Source organism: Bradyrhizobium sp. HKCCYLS1011 (genome assembly GCF_051167795.1).
Lineage (GTDB): Bacteria > Pseudomonadota > Alphaproteobacteria > Rhizobiales > Xanthobacteraceae > Bradyrhizobium.
Map to the genome: position 1 here is coordinate 93,225 of NZ_JBNPTT010000015.1, position 20,071 is coordinate 113,295.

A 20,071-nucleotide genomic window follows, 5' to 3' on the forward strand; every position below is an offset into this window, starting at 1 on the left:
CGACCTCGCCGGGCGCCAGTTCACCGCACCGAGAACGGTGCCTGGTACGGCCGGCCAAAGGGCACGCCGTTGATCACAGTCTGCACCGGTTTCAGCTGCAGCTTGCCGTCGCGCTTGTTGTCGCGGGTGTCGACGAAGGTCACCGGCCCCTCCACCAGGTCCATGATCGCGACATCGCCGGGCGCACCGATCTGAAGCGTGCCGATCTTCGGCGTACGGTTGATGATCTTGGCCGGCGCCGAGGTCGCCATCGTCACGACCTGCTCCAGCGGGAAGCCCATGGCGAGAAACTTGCCCATCACGTTCGGCAGGAACGGCACGCCGGGAGAGTTGCCGGAAAACACGTGAATATCGGACGAGATCGTGTCCGGCGTACAGCCGGCGGGAATTGCGACCTCCGCCACCGTGAAATCGAAGCTGCCGCCGCCATGGCCGACGTCGAACAGGACGCCACGCTGCTTGGCGGCGAGCGCCGCCGGCAGCAGCCTGCCGTCCTGCACGATGTTGGTGAAGACGCCCGACATGTTCGGCGCACCAGAATAGGCGTGCGTCAACACGTCGCCGGGCCGCAGCAGGTCGAGAATCTCGGACATCAGCTCCTTGGTCTCGACACCACCGATATGCACCATCATCCGCGCCGGCCAGCCACACAGCTCGCAGGCCTTGATGCCGCGCTTCAACGGCTCGAGCCCGTGCTTGAAGATCACGTTCTCCGACATCCGCACCTTGACGCCGATCAGGAAGTCGGGGTTCTCGGCCAGCGCCATGGCGCAGGCGTCGACCTGAGCATTGTCGAGATTGTAGAGCTCGGCGACCGGGAACGACGACAGGCCGTTATTGGCGATGTGGACGAAGGCGTAGATCCGGGCCCGCGACTGCCCCGCGATATAACGGCGCAGGCCGGCGAGATTGTTGACACCGGCATCTCCGGCCGAGACCACGGTGGTCGTGCCCTGGAACTGTACCAGCTCATCCGGCGGAATGCCGATCGCCGAACCATAGGCATAGATGTGACAGTGCAGGTCGACCAACCCTGGCATCACCAGGCGGCCCGCGGCATCGATCGTCTTCAGGGCGCGTTCCGCCGGGATCTCCGGCTCTATCGCCTCGATCGTGCCCCAGCGGATGCCGATGTCGCGCCTGCCCCGCAGCGACTGGCTGGGATCGATGACGTCGCCACCCTTGATGACGAGATCGAACTTGTCGGACGGGCCCATCGCTGCATGGGCGGGTCCGCCGAACGCGGCCGCCGCTGCGGCTCCGGTCGACTGCACGAGGAATTCGCGGCGCGACACTGCGGACATGCTTGGGCTCCCCCGATGATATTTTTTATTTGCGGCGAGCATGCGCCTGCTGTTCCGGTTGCGCAAGGGATTGCGCGCAATCGCCGCCCACCGAAGCCTCACCTGCAGAGGGGCGCAGGCGTTGCAAGGCTGACGCAGCAGCTTATGTTCGGAATGCTCCCTTCTCCCAGAGCTGATCCCGTGATGTCGTTCCGCCCGCTCCCCGTCGCCCTGCTCCTGCTTTGCTTCGGCTCACCCGCCTCCGCCGGATCGGCGGCTACTGAGATCGCGCAGGAATGGGGACTGCTCGGGACCTGGGCGGTCGACTGCGCGAAGCCGGCGAAACGAGGCCAGGGCAATACGATCTCCTACGAAGTCACAGCAGACGGGCGCTTGATCTACCGGCGCGACTTCGATTCCTCCGATACCAACGAGGTCACGGACGCCCGGATCGAGACCGGTGATACGCTGGTGCTCTCGATCGTGATGCCGCACTACAAGCAGACCCGCGAGAACGGGATCACTAAGGGGGCGGACGGCAGCATCCGCTCGCTCTTCAATCGCGGCGCCGACGGCAGCTACACCATTCGCGATGGCCGCTTTATCGCCAACGACAGGCCGACGCCCGCCTTGCGGAAGTGCAATTAGTTAGATCCTCGCGCGTCAACGGATCGAGCTACCGTCGATTTGTAGCAACGCCAGCCTGAACGGACGTTCAGGATTCCGCTGTTAGTTCCAGCGGAACGTTCGGCCACACGCCAAGTTTATTGTCCACCAAAGCTTGAGGAGGAGGACATCATGAAGAAGCTTGGTTTTGCTGTTGCGGCCCTGGGTGCGATCGTGATCGCGGCGCCGACCATCGCCAGCGCCGAGACCGTGGTCATCAAGCGTGGCCATCATCACGACTGGCGCGGCGCTCGCGCCGAATACCGCATGCATCGCGATTGGCATCGCGACTATCGGCCGTTCCACCGCGACCACGACCGCACCGTGATCATCAAGCACCGCCACGAGTACTGATCACAAGCGCTAGACAAGAATGGCCCCACACGGGGCCATTCCTTTGCGCGCTGCTCGCCTTGTTCGGCCAGAGGCTGATCAGTCCCAATCCGGCGCAAAGCCGGGATTGACGAAGCGCTTGTCCTTGGGCAGCGCGGCGATGAGCTTTCGGTCTTCATCATCCAGTTGAAGCTTGAGCGCGTCGAGATTGGCCTGCTGGCTCTCCTTGCGCGCAGCCTTCGGAATGGCCGCTACCCCCTTCTGATCCAACAGCCATTTCAGCGCGACCTGCGCCGCGCCCGCGTTGTGCTTCCTGCCGATGGCGATCAGGGTCTCGTCGGAAGCGGCGCGGCCCTGAGCGAGCGGGCAATAGGCCACCAGCGGGATCGCGCGCGCGGCCATGTAGCGCATGACCTCGCTCTGATCCAGCATCACATGATATTCGATCTGGTTGCAGGCGATCGGCGCCTTGATCTCCTCGACCGCCTGTTTGAGCAAGGCCACCGTAAAATTGGCCACGCCGATCGCGCGGGTGCGCCCCTGCTCCTTCAGCGCCATCAGCGTCTCGAGTGCAGCCGGAAGATTCATGCCCTTGACCGGCCAATGGACGAGATAGAGGTCGACGAAGTCGAGGCGCAGCTTCCTCAGGCTGGTATCGAACGCACGGCGGATCGCATCGGGTGCGAGGTTCTCCGGCCAGACCTTTGTCGTGACATGCAATTCCTGGCGCGGCACGCCGGCTGCGGCAAGCGCCGCCCCAACCGCATCCTCATTGGCATACATCTCGGCGGTGTCGATATGGCGGTAGCCGAGCGCAAGCGCGCTCTCGACCGCCTCGCGGCAGACGGTGCCCTGCATGCGGTACGTGCCCAGCCCCAGCCGCGGCAGGCTGATGCCCTGGGTCTCGATGGTGTCCATGGGAGTTCCTTGGAAGAGAGGCTCGCGCCACCGGCGTGAAGAGCGGGACGAACCATGGCGACGGCGGATAGATCAATGCCCTTTGAAGATCAAACCCTTGGCGGGACGGGTTTCAACCTGCCTGCGAACGGGCTCGACAGATCCGAACCCGGCCACAACCAACGTTAACTATGATCGTGGCATGAAGTTCCAAGGCCCGTGACAGCCGGTTTGATAGACGCTGCGCCTCATTTCCAGTTGCAGATCGCGCCATTGCCGGGTTTGCACGGCCAGGTCTGGATCCGCGTGTCCATCGCCTGCGCATCCAGCGGGTTGCTGCGGCGGTGTGCGAGCTTGGTGCGGGCCGCCCCACGCGGCCGCAGCGTCATAGCCGGGTCGGCTGACGCGACGCGCGACCTGGCCTGCGACACCTCATGCGACTTGGCACGTGACACCTCATGAGACTCGTCATGAGCCTTGGCATCCGACTTGGCCACGTGAATGCGACGTGTCGCCACCGCGCGCGGCACATCAGCCTCGCTGTCGGGCTGCGCCATCGCCGCGTGATCGGCCTTCGCCTGCGCCGGAACCGGCGCGAAATGCGTCTCCGGTCCGAGCGGGGTCGGCGACAGCAGCGCCTTGGATAGATCGAGCTGCAAGAAATCGTCCGGACGGTACTGGTCCGCCAGCGCCGCCGCCCCAGTCAGCAGCGCAGCACCCGTCAGCAGTGTAAACAGACTTTTCAGGACCATCGCGTCCTCCTGAATGCGCGTAACCCCATACGCGCCCCCTGCCTTGCGAGATCAAAGTCGCCGGTGCTGTTATCCAGGTCTCGGTTCGTTACCCGAGAACGGTCAGCCTGTTTTCGACAGTCTATCAGCACCCCACGGCTCTGCCGCTTGATCTAGGTGACGGCCGCGCCATTTCCAGACATCAATTAAAAATCAAGGTTAACCGGCGCGGGAACGCGCTGCTGACGAGGTTCTGTGGACTTCGGTCGCAGCGAGCTTGCGGATCGTGAAGGAGATGCCGTCATCCCGTCAGCTCAAATGGCCTCATGAGCTTTGATGCGGAGCATCAGAGTCTCCGCGGCCCCCGGCGCGATATGCATCAGCCCCGGCTTGTCGATGAACTCGCCATCAAACTCGAGCGGGCTGGCATAGCCGCGCCACGGCTCGATGCACAGGAACGGCGCACCTGATGGCTTCGACCAGATGCCGAGCTCGCGAAACCCGTCCCAGCCGACGGTGAGCCCCGGTCCGCCGGGCCCGATGTAGCTGACCGCCGTACTGCGCGGCGCATCGAGAATGATGGCGTCCTGGTCGAACAGGCGCTCCGACAGCGTCAGCCTGGTGCCCTGGATCGGCGACCGCTCGCCTTCCGGTCGCATCAGCCCGCCGGACAGTCGCCGGATTGGCGCGGTTTCATTCTCGGTGAAGATCAAGACCGACTCCTGCTTCGACGCACCGGGCGCGAGCGGCCAGTTGAACGCCGGATGCGCGCCGAACGACGCCGGCAAAACCTCCTCACCGGGATTTTCGATCTCGATCTTGGCCTCCAGGCTCGCCGCATCGACCCTGAAGGCGATTGTCAGGCGAAAGGCGAAGGGATAGCGCGCCCGCGTGGCCTCGCTGTCGGTGAGCTGCAGTGTGCAGGATCGCGTCGTGCGCTCCAGCCACGCGAAGCGGAGATCGCGGGCAAAGCCGTGCTGCGTCAGTGGATAGGTCTTGCCCCGATGGCGCAACTGATCGTTCTTGAGGCGACCGACGATCGGAAACAGCCAGGGCGAATGGCGCGGCCATTCCGGGCCGGCCTGCCAGAGCAGTTCGAGACCGCCAGCTGTTGTCAGCGAGCACAGCTCGGCGCCCTCTGCCTTGATGGTGGCGGAAATGCCGCCGGCAGAGATCGTGTGCCTGTCGTCCATCATGCCTCTCCGCGCCAGAATGCCGTCTGCAGCGGCCGTTGATGCCGGATCATGGCAACGCCGTCCACCACCTGCAAGCCGGTGCGGCGGCCGCCTGCATCAATTCGGCACGGCTGAGGATGGTTTTCGAACCGGGCGGCAGGCCCGACCTGATCACACAGCGCAAAGACAGCACGCTTTGCGGGGCCTGGTCGGCTTGAGGACCTAGCGCTCTCCGACCAGCAGCCGGTAGCGGACCTGATCGAGAATGACCGCCAGCACCAGCAGCGATCCCAACAGCACCATCTGCATGTAGGAGCCGATCTGCGCGATGTTCATGCCGTTCTGCAGGAGCACGATGAAGAAGCCGCCGAGCACGACGTTCTCAACCCGGCCAATCCCGCCATGCAGGGAGACGCCAGCGATGACACAGGCCGCAATCGACTCCAGCGCGATCGTGCCGCCGAGATTGGTCTCGCCGGAGCCGACCCGCGCGGTCAGTAGCAGGCCGGCGATCGAGGCTAACAGCGCACACAGTGCATAGGCGGTGAACAGAACCTTGGTGGTGTTCACGCCCGAGAGCCGCGCCGCCTTGATGTTGCCGCCGACCGCCTGGACGTGCTTGCCAAAACGGGTGCGGTTCATGACCAGCCAGATCACGGCCGCCGCAACGATGGCGATCAGCACCGGCACGGGAACATCCAGGATGCGGCCGAAGCCAAGCAGATCGCCGAACTCATATGGCACGCCCGAGACCGGCACGCCGCCGGTGAGGAAGAGCGCGATGCCGGCGCCCACTGACTGAACCCCGAGCGTCATGATGAAGGGCGACACGCCGAACACAGCGATGCCAAGCCCGTTCAGGCAGCCGACCACGAGCGCCGCGACGAAACCTGCGCAACAGCCCAGCACGATCACGAGCCAGACCAGGTCGGGCGACAGCATATGCGACAGCGCCACCATGACGATCGCCGAAACCACCGAGGTGAGAGCGATCGCGGTACCAACCGACAGATCGAACCCGCCGGTGACCAGCGCTAGCATCTGCCCGAGCGACACCAGGATCAGATAGACCGATTGCCGCGCCACGTTGGTGAGGTTCTGCAACGCCAGGAATTCACGCGACACCAGCGAGAATGCAATGATGGTGGCGACCAGGAAGAAGGGCAGCACCCCGACCCGCAGGAAGACCGAGCGCAACGCCGAAAGCGCGGCATTCGGGCGGCGCAACGCCGTATCGTCCTCGACGGCGGTTGTTGTTGGCATGCTCACGCCGCCTTCTCCGTATCAGCAAAAAAGTGTTTCAGCACGTTCTCTTCCGTGATCGCCTCGCCTGAGAGTTCGGCCGAGATGCGGCCCTTGGCGAATACCAGCAAGCGGTGGGAGAGATTCATCACCTCAGGCAGGTCGGATGAAATCACCACGACGGCCTTGCCGGCCTCGGCGATCTGCTTGATCAGCTGGTACAGCGCGATGCGCGTGCCCATGTCGACACCGACCGTCGGCTCGTCGAAGATGTAAACGTCGCGGTCATTGCCAAAGCCCTTGCCGAACAGCACCTTCTGCTGGTTGCCGCCGGACAGCTTCGACACCGCACGGTCCATTGCACCTTGGGCGATGCCGACCTTGTCGCCGATCACGTCCATCAACGCGCGGCTGCGCCGCGGAGCAATGGAGCCGAACAGTCCCGTGACATCGGCGCGATCGAGCAGGCTGAGCTCGATATTGCCCCGCGCGCTTGCGGTCATCTGCAAGCCCTCGCTCTTGCGATCGGACGGCAGGAAGAACACGCCCGCCTTCAACAGCGCCCGCGTGGTTGCGCCGGTGACGTCGCGCCCCTTCAAAGTGACCTTGCCGGCACGCAAGGGCTGCAATCCCATCGCCGCGCGCCAGATCCGCGATTTGCCGCTGCCGACCAGGCCAGCGCACCCGAGCACCTCGCCGGCACGAACCTCAAGGCTCGCGCCAAGCACGCCGGCGGTGCGGATCTCTTCAAGGGTCATCACGACCGGAGCGTCCGCGCGGCGGGCGATCTTCGGATAGATCTGATCGACGGCGCGGCCGGTCATCAGCTCGATCAGCTCGCGCTCGGAGGTTGCGCGCGCCGGGACCGTCGCAATCAGCCGGCCATCGCGCAGGATCGAGATGCGGTCAGCGATCTCTGCGAATTCCTGGATGCGATGGGAGATGTAGATGATCCCGACGCCCGTGCTCGCAGCCTTGCCGATGAAGGCGAACAGCCGCTCGGTCTCGCGCTCGGTCAGCGAGGCCGTCGGCTCGTCCAGGATCAGCACGCGCGCATTGGCAAGAAAGGCCTTCGCGATCTCGACCATCTGCTGCTGCGCCCGCGACAGGCTGGAGGCCGGACGCGTGACGTCGATATCGAAATCCAGCTCGGCAAAGAGACCTTGCGCACCTCTGATCATCGCACCTCGATCGAGGAACGGACCACGCTGGAGCTCGCGGCCAAGATAGAGATTCTCGAACACCGGCAAGGTCGGAACCAGCGAGAACTCCTGGAACACGGTACCGATGCCGGCTTCGGTCGCGTCATGGACGGAGTGGAAGTTCACCTCGGCGCCGTCGATGTGGATGGAGCCGGCGGTCGGCCGGAACACGCCGGAGAGGATGGAGATCAGCGTCGACTTGCCGGCGCCGTTCTCGCCGAACAGCACATGGACCTCGCCACGCTCGACCTTGAGATGGACGCCGCTGAGCGCCTTGACGCCCGGAAACTCCTTGGAGATCCCGGTCATCTCGACCAGCGGTGCAGCTCTGCTGTGCATGGCCCTGCCCCTTCGATGCGGCCCTGCCCCGTCAGGGAACAGGAGCAGAGCCGCATCCACCCCTCGCTTAGTTGAAGACGGGCTTGAAGCCGTCAGGGGGAAGAATGTTCGCCTGCGGCACGGTGGCGATGTTGGTGGAATCCACCACGAAGATCTTGGGACCGACGTGCTTCACATAGTCCTTGCCTTCGAGGATACGCACCGCCTGGTCGACCGCGATGCGGCCCTGGATCACCATCGAGTCCGCGGGCGCCGCCATGATGAGACCCCGCTTGATGCCTTCATAGACGCCGGGCGTCATGTAGAAGGCGAGCAGGTCCACCTTGCCCTTCAAGCCGCGCTCGCGGATCAGGCCCTGCGCCGCCTCCGCGGTTACGGCCGTGCCCGCGACATAGCGGATGTTGGGTGCTGCCTGCAGCGCATCCTCGACCAGCTTGGCTTGCACCTCCTTGCCGGTATCGCCATATTTCGGCTCCAGCACCTTGATCGCCGAGCCCTTCACTGCGTCCATGAAACCCTTGTTGGCGGCCTCGACCCACCCGGCGCCGGCCGGGCCCGGGAACCAGCCAACCACGACCTCGGCCGAACCCGCGGGATGCTTCTTGGCGAGATAGGCCCCGGTCTCGGCACCCATCGTGTAGAACGACACCAGCGACTTTGCCGAAATGTCCGGCGAGGAGATGCCGTTGACGAGATCGATCACCGGAATCTTCTTCTTGGCGATCTCGCCGATCACCTTGTTCAAGCCGTCCGCCGAGATGGCGCCGATGATCACCGCGTCCGAGCCGCTGGCGACGCAATCCTCGATCTGGGAGATCTGCTTGTTGAGCTCGGTGTAGCCGCCGGCTTCCACCAGGTTCATCTTGACGCCAAGGCGCTTGGCCTCGTCCGCCACGCCGTAATCGACGCCCAGCCAATAGGCGTCCTTCATATGCGGGAAGGAGATGCACAGCTTCCACGGCTTGGAGGCTTTCTCCAGCGGCACATAGCTCACATCGGAGGATTTGCCGTCCGCCGCGAACGGCGGATCGATCTTGGCCGCATCGTATGGATACCACTCGGCGGCATGGGCCGCTCCAGTCATCACCAGTGCTGTCGACGCCAGCAGCACTCGCACAAAACTCGTCATCGATTTTCCCCTTATCATCTCAGTCATGAAAACATCGGCCCTCACCTGCCCGCGTCTGTTGCGGTCAGGTCAAGGCCGCCCGGATCTTCTGCAGAAGGCTCTTGCGCTCGGCGCGCGCGGCAAGCGCGCCATCCATGTCGATCTCGATGAAACGCGTCGGCATGTTCGGCTGCAGCTGGCCGATCAGGTCCATATCCGCGGAGATGACGGTGCCGACCATGAAGTAGCCGCCGCCGGACACCGCATCGCGATGCAGGATGATCGGCTCCTTGCCGCCAGGCACCTGGATCGAGCCATAGGGATAACAGCTGTCGACGATGTTGGACGGATCGGAGCCGGCGCCGAACGGCTGCTCGCGCTCGACGAATTTGAGCGCCTGGCCGCCGCGGAAACGGTAGCCCATGCGATCGGCTTCCGGCGCGACTTTCCATTGGTCGGCGAAGAAGCTCTGCTGCGATTCCGGGAGGATGCGATGCCAATAGAGCCCGGGCAGCACCCGCAACTCGGCGGGGTGGCCGGGCTTGCGGCGCAGGGTCTCCGGCACGCTCGCGCCCACTTTGCCGTCCGCCGCTTGGCCGACGGGCAATTCGTCGCCGGCGGCGATAGCGCGCCCCTTGAGGCCGCCGAGCGCGCCGATCGGATAGGTCGAGCGGCTGCCGAGCGCTGATGGCACGTCGATGCCGCCGGCGACCGCAATGTAGATGCGCGCGCCGCTCTTGAGATAATCGAAGCTGAGCACCTGCCCCGCTTTCACCTCGAGCGAGGTCCAGCCCGGCTGCTCCTCGCCATCGAGCTTGATCGGCATCTCGGCGCCGGTGATCGCGATGCGCGTCGCTTGGGTGAATTCCAGCTGCGGGCCGATGAACACGGCCTCCAGGCAGGCCGCGCCCTCGTCATTGCCGACAAGCATGTTCGCTGCGCGCAGCGCCAGGCGATCCATGGCACCACCGATCGGAATGCCCAGATGGAAATAGCCGGGGCGGCCGAGATCCTGCACCGTGGTCGACAGGCCCGGATGAAGCACCTTGATGGTCATGACAGCGCCCCCTCCAGCCTGGCGTTGTAGCCGGTCATGTCCTTTTGGAATTCGCGGAAGTCGAAGGTGACGTCGCGCATCAAGGGCGCGAACCGTCCGGCGTCGACATCCGCCACCGCCTGCTCATAGGCGGCCTTGTCGATCGGCTTGAACTTGACGATGTCGCCCGGCCGGAAGAACACCATGAAGTCGCGCAAATATCCGATCTTCTGCTCGGGATCGAAGATCGGCATCGGGGTGATGCCGAACATCTGATAGCCGCCGGCGCCGCGCACCGAATAGATACAGGAGAAGCAGCCGCCGTGGCCGATGGTGAGCTTCGGCGTGTCGGTGCGCGGACGCAGATATTTCGGCACCTCGAGCTGCTTGGCGCGCTCGACCATCTGGTACATGAACGGCAGGCCGGCGACGAAGCCGACCATCGAGACGAACCAGGGCGAGCCGCTATGCGCCTTGACGAAGGCATCGACGTCGGCGAGGCCGTTGATGCGAGCGGCATATTCGAGATCGGTGGCTGTCGGGTCCTGATGGCGCTCGCGAAAGCGCATCAAGGTCTCATGCGTCCAGGGATCCTGATAGAACACCGGGATCTCGATGATGCGGGTCTTGATGACCGGCTCGGTGTTCGCTGCCGCGCTCTCGATCGCCTGCACCTCTTTCAGAATATCGTTCGGCTTGATCACGTCAGGGTCGAATTTGATCTGGAATGAGGCGTTGGCGGGACAGATCTCCGTGACGCCCTTGATATCGGCGTCGCGGATCGCATTCGTCATCGACAGGCTCTTGAAGAAGGCGTCGAGCGACATCGCCTCGTCACATTCGACGAAGAGATGCTCATCGCCCCCGAAGGAGTAGCGGGTCGTCATCAGGCGTTCTCCCTGGCGCGGGCAAGCTGCGCAAAGTCGGTCTCGAGCCATGGCTCGAGAAAGCGGGTGTGGGTGCGGCCGTCCTTCACGCTTGGATCGCGCGCCAGTGCCGCGTGCAGCGGGATGGTGGTTGGAATGCCTGAGATCACGAGCTGATCGAGCGCGCTGCGCAGCCGCGCCAGGCAATCGGCGCGATCCTGGCCGTGTACGATCAGCTTGCCGAGCAGCGAGTCGTAGAACGGCGGCACGGCATAGCCTTCGAACAGCATCGTATCGAAGCGAATGCCCGCTCCGTTCGGCACCTCGAGCGTTTCGATCGTGCCCGGCGCCGGCATGAAGGCCTTGTGCGGGTCCTCGGCATTGATCCGGCACTCGATCGCGTGGCCCTGGATGCTGATCTGGTCCTGGGTCACCGAGAGCCTGTCGCCGGCGGCGATACGCAACATCTCCTGCACCAGGTCGATCCCGGTGATCATCTCGGTGACGGGATGCTCGACCTGAATGCGGGTGTTGACCTCGATGAAATAGAACTGCTGTGTCGCGTCGTCATAGAGATATTCGACCGTGCCCGCGCCGCTGTAACCGACGGAGCGCGCCAGCGCGACGGCGCTGTCGCACAGCCGCGCGCGGACGCCTTCGGGCAGGCCGATCGCAGGCGCCTCCTCCCACACCTTCTGTCGGCGACGTTGCAGCGAGCATTCGCGCTCGAAACAGTGCACGACGTCGTCGCCGTCGCCGAGGATCTGCACCTCGACGTGGCGGGCGCGCTCGATCACCTTCTCGATATAGAGGCCGCCGTCGCCAAACGCGGCTGCCGCTTCGCTGGAGGCCTGCGGAAACTGCCGCGCGAACTCGTCCGCGTTCTGCACGATGCGGATGCCGCGGCCACCGCCGCCGGCCGCCGCCTTCACCATCACGGGAAAACCGATGCGCGCCGCAATTGCGCTTGCCTCGTCGAGATCGGCGACACGGCCCTCGGAGCCCGGCACGGTCGGCACGCCCGCTTTCGCCGCCACCTGCCGCGCCATCACCTTGTCGCCTAGAAGCCTGATCGCAGCTCCGCTCGGTCCGACGAAGCGGATCCCTGCGGCAACGACGGCATCAGCGAAATCGGCGTTCTCAGCCAGGAAGCCGTAGCCGGGATGCACCGCGTCGACCTTGGCCGCCTTCGCTGCATTCACCACCGCGTCAATGTTGAGATAGGATTTCTTCGCCGCCGGCGGCCCGATCTCGACCGTCTCATCGGCGAGCTGCGCGGCCAGCGATCCCGCATCGGCGACACTGTGCGCCAGGACGGTGCGCAGGCCCAGCGCCTTCGCCGCACGGATGATCCGAACTGCGATCTCGCCCCGGTTTGCGATCAGGACCGAGCGCAAGGTCATGCCTCGACCTCGGCGATCGGCTGCCCGGCCATCACGGCATCGGCATCATCGACGATGAAGCGGATCGCTTTGCCGGACAGGCCCGCCTTCACCTCGTGGAACGATTTCATCACCTCGACCAGACCGATCACGTCATCGGCAGATACGGTGTCGCCATCGTTCTTGAACGGTGCGCTCTCCGGCGAAGGCTTGCGGTAGAACACGCCCGGCAGCGGCGATTTGATCTCTGTCTTGCTCATAGGCCACTATTCGCTTTGCTGTTTCTGAGGGACTATCTCCGAGACGGGTGCGATCCGAACGCCGTTCTTGATCAGCGTCTGCCGCATCACGCTGGCGATCTCGTAAGACCCCGGCGTATCCGAATGGAAGCAGATGGATTCAAAGGCGATGTCGATATCCTCACCCTCGATGGTGCGGACCTTGCCGGTCTGGCAGGCGCGCAACGCCCGGTCGGCCACCGCCTGCGGATCGAGCTTCATGCCGTGACGCGTGAACACGATCGCGCCTGAGCGGTCGTAATCGCGGTCGGCATAGAACTCGCGGATCACCGGCTGGCCGGCTTCGACCGCGACGCGGTAGGTCACCGAGATGTCCATGCAGAATACGAACGAATTCGGTGCGACCGTCCGCATCAGCTTGATGAAAGAGCGCGACAGTTGCTCGTTGGCGGCAAGCTCCATGTAGAGGGCGCCGTGCGGCTTGACGTGCTGCAGCGTGCCACCATGGCGGCGCGCGAATTCGCGCAAGGCGCCGATCTGGTAGACGATGTCATTGACGATCTCGTCGCTGGAGCCGTCGATCCGGCGACGGCCGAACCCTTGCAGGTCGCGATAAGCGGGATGCGCGCCGATGCCAACGCCGTGCTGTGTGGCGAGCCGAACGGTCGCGTCCATCAGATTGGGGTCACCGGCATGGAAGCCGGCAGCGATATTGGCCGAGCTGATCAGCTCCATCAGCCTGGCGTCCTCGGCGTCGCTCAGCCGCCATTGGCCGAACGCTTCGCCCAGGTCGCAATTGATATCGACGACTTTGACCGGCACGGATGCTTCCCCTTCACATGGTGCGTTCGGAAGCCGAAGCTTGGAGACGCAGGCGGGAACGTTAGGGGCGTCGGCCATCATTGAAAATTATTATTGTTGGAATTTCATTTTCTGCTTTTCAGATATGAAAATGATCAGCCCTTGTGCGGGGCAACGAACCATTTCATTGAATCTACACATGTATTTGTGCCGCCCTTTTGCCATGCAGCGTGCACAAGGAATACGCGATTTGTCTTTTTTGAATCCTGTGGCCTATACTATCTGATCTTTTGATGGAGTTTTGCGTGTCGATCAGCCTGCGGCAGATCCGCTATTTCGTCGCCACCGCCGAGCAGGGTCAGATCACACAGGCCGCCGCCGCGCTGTCGATCTCGCAATCGGCGATCACCACCTCGATCAAGGAGCTGGAAGAGACGGTTGGTGCCGAGCTGTTCAGCCGTTCCCCGCAGGGCATGGAGCTGACCGCCGTCGGCCGGCAATTCCTGTTTCACGCCTACGACATCCTGAACAAGGTCGAGGAAGCTACCAGTCTCCGGGTGCCGGCAGACGACGTGCAGGGCAGCCTGACGGTCGCTGCGACCTACACCGTGATCGGCTATTTCCTGCCCAATCATCTGGAGCGGCTGAAGCGCCATTATCCCAGGCTCAATATCCAGCTGTTCGAATTGACGCGCGAGGCGATCGAGGAAGGCCTGCTGTCGAACCGCTATGACATCGCGGTGCTGCTCACCTCGAACGTGCAGAACCCGGATCTCACCATGGAGACCTTGATCGGCTCGCGCCGGCGGCTGTGGGTGCCTTCGAAGCACCCGCTTCTGCAGAAGGAGGCCGTCGGGCTCAAGGAGGTCGCTGCCGAGCCCTACATCATGCTGACGGTCGACGAGGCCGCGCACACTTCGCTGAAATATTGGAGCAAGACACCCTATCAGCCCTCGGTGGTGCTGCGCACATCCTCGGTCGAAGCGGTGCGCTCGATGGTCGCCAACGGCCAGGGCGTCGCCATCCTTTCCGACATGGTGCTGCGGCCGTGGTCGCTGGAAGGTAAGCGCATCGAGACCATCGTGCTGAGCGATCCGGTGCCGGCCATGGATGTCGGCCTGGCCTGGCGCCGCAATGTCGACTTCACCCCGTCGATGGAGGTGTTCCGCTCCTATTTCCGCCAGGCGTTCTACATCCCGACGCTGCGTTGACAGCAGTTCGGTTCGCGGCCCGCAAGAACGGCAGCGCGCGCCGAATCTTCGTGCAATGCCGCCGCTTGCCGCATGCACTCATTCGTGTACGAATGAATAAGCAGCTTGATGCTGCGCCGCAGCCCGGCGCAAACTCGGGCACCAAGCCGCTTCGCGAAGACAGAAGGAACCGTTCCATGGCCCATGACGCGCCGCAAGCCACCGGCCCCAGCAAGCTGGTGATCCGCAATATCGGCTTGATGCTGTCGGGTGCGCTGGAGCGGCCGATCCTGGATGCCGACACCATCGTTGCCGAGAACGGCAAGATCACCGCGATCGGCCGCTTCAAGGATGTCGATACGTCCGGCGCGACCACCATCGTCGATGCGCACGGCACCACGGTAGCACCGGGCCTGATCGACAGCCACGTGCACCCCGTGGCCGGCGACTGGACGCCGCGACAGAACCAGATCAACTGGATCGATTCCTATCTCCATGGCGGCGTCACCACCATGATCTCGGCGGGCGAGGTGCACATGCCGGGCCGGCCGCGCGACGTGATCGGGCTGAAGGCCATGGCCGTGTTCGCGCAGCGCGCGTTCTGGACGTTGCGTCCCGGCGGCGTGAAGGTCCATGCGGGCGCGCCGGTGATCGAATGCGAGATGGTCGAGGACGATTTCAAGGAGCTGGCCGCCGCCGGCGTCAAGCTGCTCGGCGAGGTCGGCTTGGGCGGCGTCAAGGACGGCCCGACCGCGCGCAAGATGGTGGGCTGGGCCCGCAAATACGGCATCCAGAGCACGATCCACACCGGCGGCCCTTCGATCCCAGGCTCCGGCCTGATCGACAAGGATGTCGTGCTCGAAGCCGACACCGACGTGGTCGGCCATATCAATGGCGGCCACACGGCGCTCCCCGACGATCAGATCCGCTGCATCTGCGAGGGCTGCAAGCGCGGGCTCGAGCTGGTGCACAACGGCAATGAGCGCTCGGCCCTGTTCACCCTGCGCACCGCGCGCGAGATGGGCGAGCTCAACCGCGTCATCCTCGGTACCGATGCGCCGGCCGGCTCCGGCGTACAGCCGCTCGGCATTCTCAGAATGATCTCGATGCTGTCGTCGCTCGGCGAGGTGCCGGCGGAGATCGCGTTCTGTTTTGCGACCGGCAACACCGCGCGGATGCGCGCGCTCGATTGCGGCCTGATCGAGGTCGGCCGTTCAGCCGATTTCGTCATCCTCGACAAGGCGCAGCACTCGCCGGCCAAGACGCTGCTCGACAGCGTGCAGCTCGGTGACCTGCCGGGCGTCGGCATGACCATCATCGACGGCATCGTGCGTACCCAGCGCAGCCGCAACACCCCACCGGCCGAGAAGGTGCCGGAGATCGTGGCGAAGTAGGCCACTCTCACCACCACCGTCATTCCGGGGCGTGCGAAGCACGAGCCCGGAATCTATACTCACGATGGTGGTTATGGATTCCGGGCCCATCGCTGTCGCGATGTCCCGGAATGACGAAGTGTGGGGGTCAGCGCAGCCTGTTCAACAGCGCAAGCAAAGTCTCGCGCTCCTTGGCCTCGAGCGGGGCCAGCGTTTCCTTGGAGATCGCCAGCGCGTGCGGCGCGGTCTTGTCCGCCAATTGCTGACCTGCGCGCGTCAGGCTGACCAGAAGCCGGCGGCCGTCCTGCGGATCCGGGCCGGTCTCGGTGAGGCCGCGCGCGGTCAGCCGGTCGATGACGCCCTTGATGGTCGCGACATCCATCGCGGTCAGTCGCCCGAGCTGATTCTGCGAACAGGGCCCGGTCTCCGCCAGCTTGGACAGCGCCGCCCACTGCGTCGGGGTCAGGTTGGTGCCGATATCGCGCGCGAAGATCATGGTGTGGCGCTGCCAGACCTGGCGCAGGATGAAGCCGATCTGTTCGTCCAGTATATAGGGCGTGCGCTGAGACTTCAACGCAGCCTTAGATTGAGCCTTGGTCGGAGCTTTGACCGATCGTTTCAGCGCGACACTTTTTGTCATCGTATTTGACCTCAGATCGACAGATGCGCGTCGCGGATGTCGGGCCGCGCGTCAAGCTCGGCCATGGTGCCGGAAAAACAGATGCGGCCGCGCTCGATGATATAGGCGCGATCGGAGATCAGCCTGGCGAAATGCAGGTTCTGCTCGGAGACGACCATGGAAACGCCAGCTTTCTTCATGGTGAGGATCGCGTCAACCATCTGCTCCACGATCTTGGGGGACAAGCCCTCCGACGGCTCGTCCAGCAGCACCAGCGAGGGATTGCCCATCAGCGTACGCGCGATGGTCAGCATCTGCTGCTCGCCGCCGCTCATCCGTCCGCCCGGGCGGTTCTTCATCTCGCCGAGATTGGGAAACAGCTGATAGAGCTTTTCCCGGGTCCAATGCGGCGCGTTCGGGCGTTGCGGCTGGCGGCCGACCTCGAGGTTCTCCTCGACCGAAAGCTCGGTGAAGATGCGCCGCTCCTCCGGCACGTAGCCGAGACCGGAGCGCACGATCTCATGCGTCGGGGCCTTCGAGATATCCCTGCCCTCGAACATGATCTGGCCTTCCCGCAATTCGACCAGGCCGACGATCGAGCGGAAGGTGGTCGACTTGCCGGCGCCGTTGCGGCCGAGCAGCGCCACCACCTCGCCCTCGCCGACCTCGAGGCCGATGTCGAACAGGATATGCGCCGGGCCGTAATGGCTGTTGAGGTTGGAGACGTTGAGCTTCATGCCGAGGCTCCCTCGCGGTGCCTGCTGTCATAGAGCAGACCTTCGCCGAGATAGATCGCCTGAACCTCGCGATTGCCGCGGACCTCCGCCGGCGAACCCTGCGCGATCAGGGTGCCGCGGTTGAGCACCAGGATGCGGTCGGCATGCTCGAACACGACATCCATGTCATGCTCGGTGAAGAGGACGCCGATCGACTGCTCACGCGCGATTTTGGCGGTCAGCCGCATCAGTTCGACCCGCTCGCGCGGCGCCATGCCGGCGGTCGGCTCGTCCATCAGCAGCAGCTTCGGGTGATTGGCAAGCGCGATCGCAAGCTCGAGCCGTTTGAGATCGCCATAGGCGAGCTCGCCGCAGGGACGCTCGGCATAGCCGGCCATGCCGACGAGATCGAGCAGCCGGTCGGCCTCGCCGCGCTCGATGGACGCCATCGGACTCCAGACATCGAACAGGCGGCGATAATAGGACACCAGCGCGACCTGGATGTTCTCGCGGACCGTCATGGTCGGATAGGTCGAGGTGATCTGGAAGGTGCGCCCCACACCCAGTCGCCAGACCTCGCGCGGCTTGCGGCCGGTGGTGTTCTCGCCCATCACCGAGATGAGCCCGGAGTCCGGGATGTTCTGGCCATTGAGCATGTCGAAGCAGGTGCTCTTGCCCGCGCCGTTCGGACCGATCAGCGCCAGGATCTCGCCGGCCTGCAGCATGAAGGAGACGCCGCGCACGGCATGAATGCCGCCATAGGACTTGGTGAGTCCCTCGACCGAGAGCAGTGCAACCCCGAGACTCATTGCGCGCCCTCCATCTTGGCGGCGAGCACCGGCGATTTCGGCGGCGCTGCACGGCGCCGATACGTGATGCTTTCGAACATGCCGACGATGCCCTTGGGGAACACGACGACGATCAGCACGATGAAGATGCCGAGCACGAGCTTGGACAGATCCGTCTGGCTGACCAGCCAGATGTTGAGCGCCTTATAGACGATGGCCCCGAAGATCGGACCGGCCACGGTCTCCACCCCGCCGAGCAGCACCATCACCAGCGCATCGACCGACAGCGAGATGCCCATGTTGTCGGGAAAGACGCTGCCCTTGAGATAGGCGAACAGCGCGCCGCCGATTCCGGCGGTCGTGCCCGCGACCACGAAGGCGGTCCATTGGATCAGCTTGCCGTTGATGCCGATAGCTTCACTGCGCAGCGGCGAGTCACGCATGGCGCGTAGCGCATAGCCGAACGGCGAGAAGGTGATCAGGCGCAACACGCTCACCACCAGCGCGGTAACGCCGAGCGAGAGCCAGTAGAAATGCGAGGGCGAGGCTGCCCACTTCTCCGGCCAGACACCGAGGATGCCGTTGTCGCCGCCGGTCACCGCCACCCATTGGAACGCGATCGACCACACGATCTGTGCAAAGGCCAAAGTCAGCATCGCGAAATAGACGCCCGAGAGCTGCACCGCGAACGCGCCGAACACGAGCGCGCCGAGTGTGCCGAGCAGCGGTCCAAGCAAGAGACAGGCGATCATCGGCAGTCCCGCCAGCTTGGCCAGGAAGGCAACGCCATAGGCACCGAGCCCGAAATAAGCGGCATGACCGAACGAGGCCAGTCCGCCGACCGCCATCAGGAAATGCAGGCTGGCGGCAAAGATCACGAAGATCGCAATCTCCGCGCCCACCGTCAGCGCATAGTTGCCGCCGACGAAGGGCAGCATCGCCGCAAGCGCAAGCGCGCCCAGCGCGGCAAGCCGCTCGAGTGAGGTTAGTGCGCGCCAGGGAATGACGGTCAGGCCCGGCGTGCGGCGCACGGGCGCCTCCTTCTTGCCGAACAGGCCCCAGGGACGCACGACCAGAACCACCGCCATGACCAGGAACACCAGGATCAGCGAGATGGTCGGGAAGATCAGAATGCCGAAGGCGTTGAGCTCGGACACCAGCACGGCCGCAACAAAGGCGCCGAGGATGCTGCCGAGCCCGCCGATCACGACCACGACGAAGACTTCGACGATGATCCGCAGGTCCATCGCGTGATGCACGGCGTCGCGCGGGATCTGCAGCGCGCCGCCGAGTGCGGCGAGGAAGACACCGACCGCGAACACGCTGGTGAACAGCCATTTCTGATTGACGCCGAGCGCCGCGACCATGTCGCGGTCCTGCGTCGCCGCGCGCACCAGGATGCCCCAGCGGGTGCGCTGGAACAGAAGCCAGAGCGCCCCGAGCACGACCGGGCCGAGCACGATCAGGAACAGGTCATAGCTCGGGATGTTCTGGCCGAAGAAATCGACCGCGCCTTTGAAACCCGGCGCGCGGCGACCGAGCAGATCGTCCGGCCCCCAGATCAGGACCACGAGATCCTCGACCATTAGTGTCAACCCGAAGGTCGCGAGCAGCTGGAACAGTTCCGGGGCGTGATAGATCCGGCGCAGCAAGAGGATCTCGACGATCACGCCGACCGCCGCGACCACGAGCGCAGCAGCGACGATGCCGCCCCAGAAGCCGAGCGCCCCCGACCACTGCTCGGTCAAGGTGAACGCAACATAGGCGCCCAGCATATAGAACGCGCCATGGGCAAAGTTCACGATGCGCGTCACGCCGAAGATGATCGACAACCCCGACGCCACCAGAAACAGCGAGGCCGCGCTGGCAAGGCCGGTCAGGAACTGGACGATGTAGAAGGCCATGAGCGGTCCGGGTGACGAGTCGTCAGAGCAAGTGAATCGGTTCGAACTTTTTCCTTACCTCTCCCCGCCTGCGGGGAGAGGTCGGATTGCATCGTCAGAGGCAATCCGGTGAGGGGGGCTCTCCGCGAGCGCAGTCGTTGCGGAGACTCCCCTCACCCCGACCCTCTCCCCGCAAGCGGTG

At 64.2% G+C, this 20,071-nt stretch carries 20 protein-coding genes; 4 read left to right on the forward strand and 16 right to left on the reverse strand.

Annotation, left to right across the window (positions count from 1 at the left end):
- Positions 1-20: 20 nt before the first annotated feature.
- Positions 21-1,304, reverse strand: coding sequence for an amidohydrolase family protein (locus ACQR1W_RS36780; RefSeq protein ID WP_434855343.1), 1,284 nt, complete (start codon positions 1,302-1,304; stop codon positions 21-23).
- Positions 1,305-1,487: 183 nt separating this feature from the next.
- Here ACQR1W_RS36780 and ACQR1W_RS36785 point away from each other — a divergent pair, with 183 nt between their 5' ends.
- Positions 1,488-1,931, forward strand: a complete 444-nt coding sequence (locus tag ACQR1W_RS36785; protein WP_434855344.1) for a hypothetical protein — start codon at positions 1,488-1,490, stop codon at positions 1,929-1,931.
- A 150-nt stretch (positions 1,932-2,081) separates the two neighbouring features.
- Entirely contained in the window at positions 2,082-2,303 is a 222-nt protein-coding gene (locus ACQR1W_RS36790; RefSeq protein WP_434855345.1) for a hypothetical protein, read from the forward strand.
- 78 nt (positions 2,304-2,381) lie between these two features.
- On the opposite strand, the gene ACQR1W_RS36795 is transcribed toward ACQR1W_RS36790, so the two are convergent.
- From ACQR1W_RS36795 to ACQR1W_RS36845, 11 genes are all read right to left on the reverse strand, one after another.
- Positions 2,382-3,200: an aldo/keto reductase gene (locus ACQR1W_RS36795; RefSeq protein ID WP_434855346.1), complete on the reverse strand. Its 819-nt coding sequence runs from the start codon at positions 3,198-3,200 to the stop codon at positions 2,382-2,384.
- A 227-nt stretch (positions 3,201-3,427) separates the two neighbouring features.
- On the reverse strand, positions 3,428-3,931 hold the full coding sequence (locus ACQR1W_RS36800) for a hypothetical protein (RefSeq protein ID WP_434855347.1): 504 nt from the start codon (positions 3,929-3,931) through the stop codon (positions 3,428-3,430).
- A 293-nt stretch (positions 3,932-4,224) separates the two neighbouring features.
- A complete protein-coding gene (locus ACQR1W_RS36805) occupies positions 4,225-5,106 on the reverse strand; it encodes an aldose 1-epimerase family protein (RefSeq protein ID WP_434855348.1) in 882 nt (293 codons plus the stop codon).
- Positions 5,107-5,307: 201 nt separating this feature from the next.
- On the reverse strand, positions 5,308-6,354 hold the full coding sequence (locus tag ACQR1W_RS36810) for an ABC transporter permease (RefSeq protein WP_434855349.1): 1,047 nt from the start codon (positions 6,352-6,354) through the stop codon (positions 5,308-5,310).
- On the reverse strand, positions 6,351-7,868 hold the full coding sequence (locus ACQR1W_RS36815; RefSeq protein ID WP_434855350.1) for a sugar ABC transporter ATP-binding protein: 1,518 nt from the start codon (positions 7,866-7,868) through the stop codon (positions 6,351-6,353). Before ACQR1W_RS36815 ends, ACQR1W_RS36810 begins: the two co-directional genes overlap by 4 nt.
- Before the next feature lie 67 nt (positions 7,869-7,935).
- Complete coding sequence (gene torT, locus ACQR1W_RS36820) at positions 7,936-8,997, reverse strand: TMAO reductase system periplasmic protein TorT (protein WP_434855351.1); 1,062 nt, start codon at positions 8,995-8,997, stop codon at positions 7,936-7,938.
- 64 nt (positions 8,998-9,061) lie between these two features.
- Positions 9,062-10,033, reverse strand: a complete 972-nt coding sequence (locus ACQR1W_RS36825) for a biotin-dependent carboxyltransferase family protein (protein WP_434855352.1) — start codon at positions 10,031-10,033, stop codon at positions 9,062-9,064.
- Positions 10,030-10,899 carry a 5-oxoprolinase subunit B family protein gene (locus ACQR1W_RS36830; RefSeq protein WP_434855353.1) on the reverse strand — a complete coding sequence of 290 codons (870 nt, stop codon included), beginning with the start codon at positions 10,897-10,899 and terminating at the stop codon, positions 10,030-10,032. The genes ACQR1W_RS36825 and ACQR1W_RS36830 overlap by 4 nt, the downstream gene beginning before the upstream one ends.
- Positions 10,899-12,281 carry an acetyl-CoA carboxylase biotin carboxylase subunit gene (locus tag ACQR1W_RS36835; protein ID WP_434855354.1) on the reverse strand — a complete coding sequence of 461 codons (1,383 nt, stop codon included), beginning with the start codon at positions 12,279-12,281 and terminating at the stop codon, positions 10,899-10,901. The genes ACQR1W_RS36830 and ACQR1W_RS36835 overlap by 1 nt, the downstream gene beginning before the upstream one ends.
- Positions 12,278-12,520, reverse strand: a complete 243-nt coding sequence (locus tag ACQR1W_RS36840; protein ID WP_008972038.1) for an acetyl-CoA carboxylase — start codon at positions 12,518-12,520, stop codon at positions 12,278-12,280. Before ACQR1W_RS36840 ends, ACQR1W_RS36835 begins: the two co-directional genes overlap by 4 nt.
- A gap of 6 nt (positions 12,521-12,526) precedes the next feature.
- Positions 12,527-13,321, reverse strand: coding sequence for a 5-oxoprolinase subunit PxpA (locus tag ACQR1W_RS36845; RefSeq protein WP_434855355.1), 795 nt, complete (start codon positions 13,319-13,321; stop codon positions 12,527-12,529).
- A 284-nt stretch (positions 13,322-13,605) separates the two neighbouring features.
- Between ACQR1W_RS36845 and ACQR1W_RS36850 the strand changes: the two genes are divergently transcribed.
- On the forward strand, positions 13,606-14,511 hold the full coding sequence (locus ACQR1W_RS36850; RefSeq protein WP_434855356.1) for a LysR family transcriptional regulator: 906 nt from the start codon (positions 13,606-13,608) through the stop codon (positions 14,509-14,511).
- Between the two features lie 176 nt (positions 14,512-14,687).
- Entirely contained in the window at positions 14,688-15,884 is a 1,197-nt protein-coding gene (locus ACQR1W_RS36855; protein ID WP_434855357.1) for an amidohydrolase family protein, read from the forward strand.
- A 127-nt stretch (positions 15,885-16,011) separates the two neighbouring features.
- Here the strand turns inward: ACQR1W_RS36855 and ACQR1W_RS36860 are convergent, their stop codons facing one another.
- Genes ACQR1W_RS36860 through ACQR1W_RS36875 form a run of 4 tightly spaced genes read right to left on the reverse strand, consistent with a single transcriptional unit; the run spans position 16,012 to position 19,890 of the window.
- Complete coding sequence (locus tag ACQR1W_RS36860; RefSeq protein WP_434855358.1) at positions 16,012-16,503, reverse strand: MarR family winged helix-turn-helix transcriptional regulator; 492 nt, start codon at positions 16,501-16,503, stop codon at positions 16,012-16,014.
- Positions 16,504-16,514: 11 nt separating this feature from the next.
- A complete protein-coding gene (locus ACQR1W_RS36865; protein ID WP_434855359.1) occupies positions 16,515-17,219 on the reverse strand; it encodes an ABC transporter ATP-binding protein in 705 nt (234 codons plus the stop codon).
- The gene (locus ACQR1W_RS36870; protein ID WP_434855360.1) at positions 17,216-18,007 is read right to left on the reverse strand and encodes an ABC transporter ATP-binding protein; all 792 of its coding nucleotides are present in this window, start codon (positions 18,005-18,007) and stop codon (positions 17,216-17,218) included. The genes ACQR1W_RS36865 and ACQR1W_RS36870 overlap by 4 nt, the downstream gene beginning before the upstream one ends.
- Positions 18,004-19,890 carry an ABC transporter permease gene (locus ACQR1W_RS36875; RefSeq protein ID WP_434855361.1) on the reverse strand — a complete coding sequence of 629 codons (1,887 nt, stop codon included), beginning with the start codon at positions 19,888-19,890 and terminating at the stop codon, positions 18,004-18,006. The genes ACQR1W_RS36870 and ACQR1W_RS36875 overlap by 4 nt, the downstream gene beginning before the upstream one ends.
- Positions 19,891-20,071 lie beyond the last annotated feature (181 nt).

Bases quoted from the DNA above. Each gene is read 5' to 3' on its own strand.
- ACQR1W_RS36870 (WP_434855360.1), bottom strand. From the start codon at position 18,007: ATGAGTCTCGGGGTTGCACTGCTCTCGGTCGAGGGACTCACCAAGTCC.
- ACQR1W_RS36835 (WP_434855354.1), bottom strand. From the start codon at position 12,281: ATGACCTTGCGCTCGGTCCTGATCGCAAACCGGGGCGAGATCGCAGTT.
- ACQR1W_RS36800 (WP_434855347.1), bottom strand. From the start codon at position 3,931: ATGGTCCTGAAAAGTCTGTTTACACTGCTGACGGGTGCTGCGCTGCTG.
- ACQR1W_RS36855 (WP_434855357.1), top strand. From the start codon at position 14,688: ATGGCCCATGACGCGCCGCAAGCCACCGGCCCCAGCAAGCTGGTGATC.
- ACQR1W_RS36875 (WP_434855361.1), bottom strand. From the start codon at position 19,890: ATGGCCTTCTACATCGTCCAGTTCCTGACCGGCCTTGCCAGCGCGGCC.
- ACQR1W_RS36795 (WP_434855346.1), bottom strand. From the start codon at position 3,200: ATGGACACCATCGAGACCCAGGGCATCAGCCTGCCGCGGCTGGGGCTG.
- ACQR1W_RS36825 (WP_434855352.1), bottom strand. From the start codon at position 10,033: ATGACCATCAAGGTGCTTCATCCGGGCCTGTCGACCACGGTGCAGGAT.
- ACQR1W_RS36780 (WP_434855343.1), bottom strand. From the start codon at position 1,304: ATGTCCGCAGTGTCGCGCCGCGAATTCCTCGTGCAGTCGACCGGAGCC.
- ACQR1W_RS36815 (WP_434855350.1), bottom strand. From the start codon at position 7,868: ATGCACAGCAGAGCTGCACCGCTGGTCGAGATGACCGGGATCTCCAAG.
- torT (WP_434855351.1), bottom strand. From the start codon at position 8,997: ATGACGAGTTTTGTGCGAGTGCTGCTGGCGTCGACAGCACTGGTGATG.
- ACQR1W_RS36805 (WP_434855348.1), bottom strand. From the start codon at position 5,106: ATGATGGACGACAGGCACACGATCTCTGCCGGCGGCATTTCCGCCACC.
- ACQR1W_RS36840 (WP_008972038.1), bottom strand. From the start codon at position 12,520: ATGAGCAAGACAGAGATCAAATCGCCGCTGCCGGGCGTGTTCTACCGC.
- ACQR1W_RS36790 (WP_434855345.1), top strand. From the start codon at position 2,082: ATGAAGAAGCTTGGTTTTGCTGTTGCGGCCCTGGGTGCGATCGTGATC.
- ACQR1W_RS36830 (WP_434855353.1), bottom strand. From the start codon at position 10,899: ATGACGACCCGCTACTCCTTCGGGGGCGATGAGCATCTCTTCGTCGAA.
- ACQR1W_RS36865 (WP_434855359.1), bottom strand. From the start codon at position 17,219: ATGAAGCTCAACGTCTCCAACCTCAACAGCCATTACGGCCCGGCGCAT.
- ACQR1W_RS36785 (WP_434855344.1), top strand. From the start codon at position 1,488: ATGTCGTTCCGCCCGCTCCCCGTCGCCCTGCTCCTGCTTTGCTTCGGC.
- ACQR1W_RS36860 (WP_434855358.1), bottom strand. From the start codon at position 16,503: ATGACAAAAAGTGTCGCGCTGAAACGATCGGTCAAAGCTCCGACCAAG.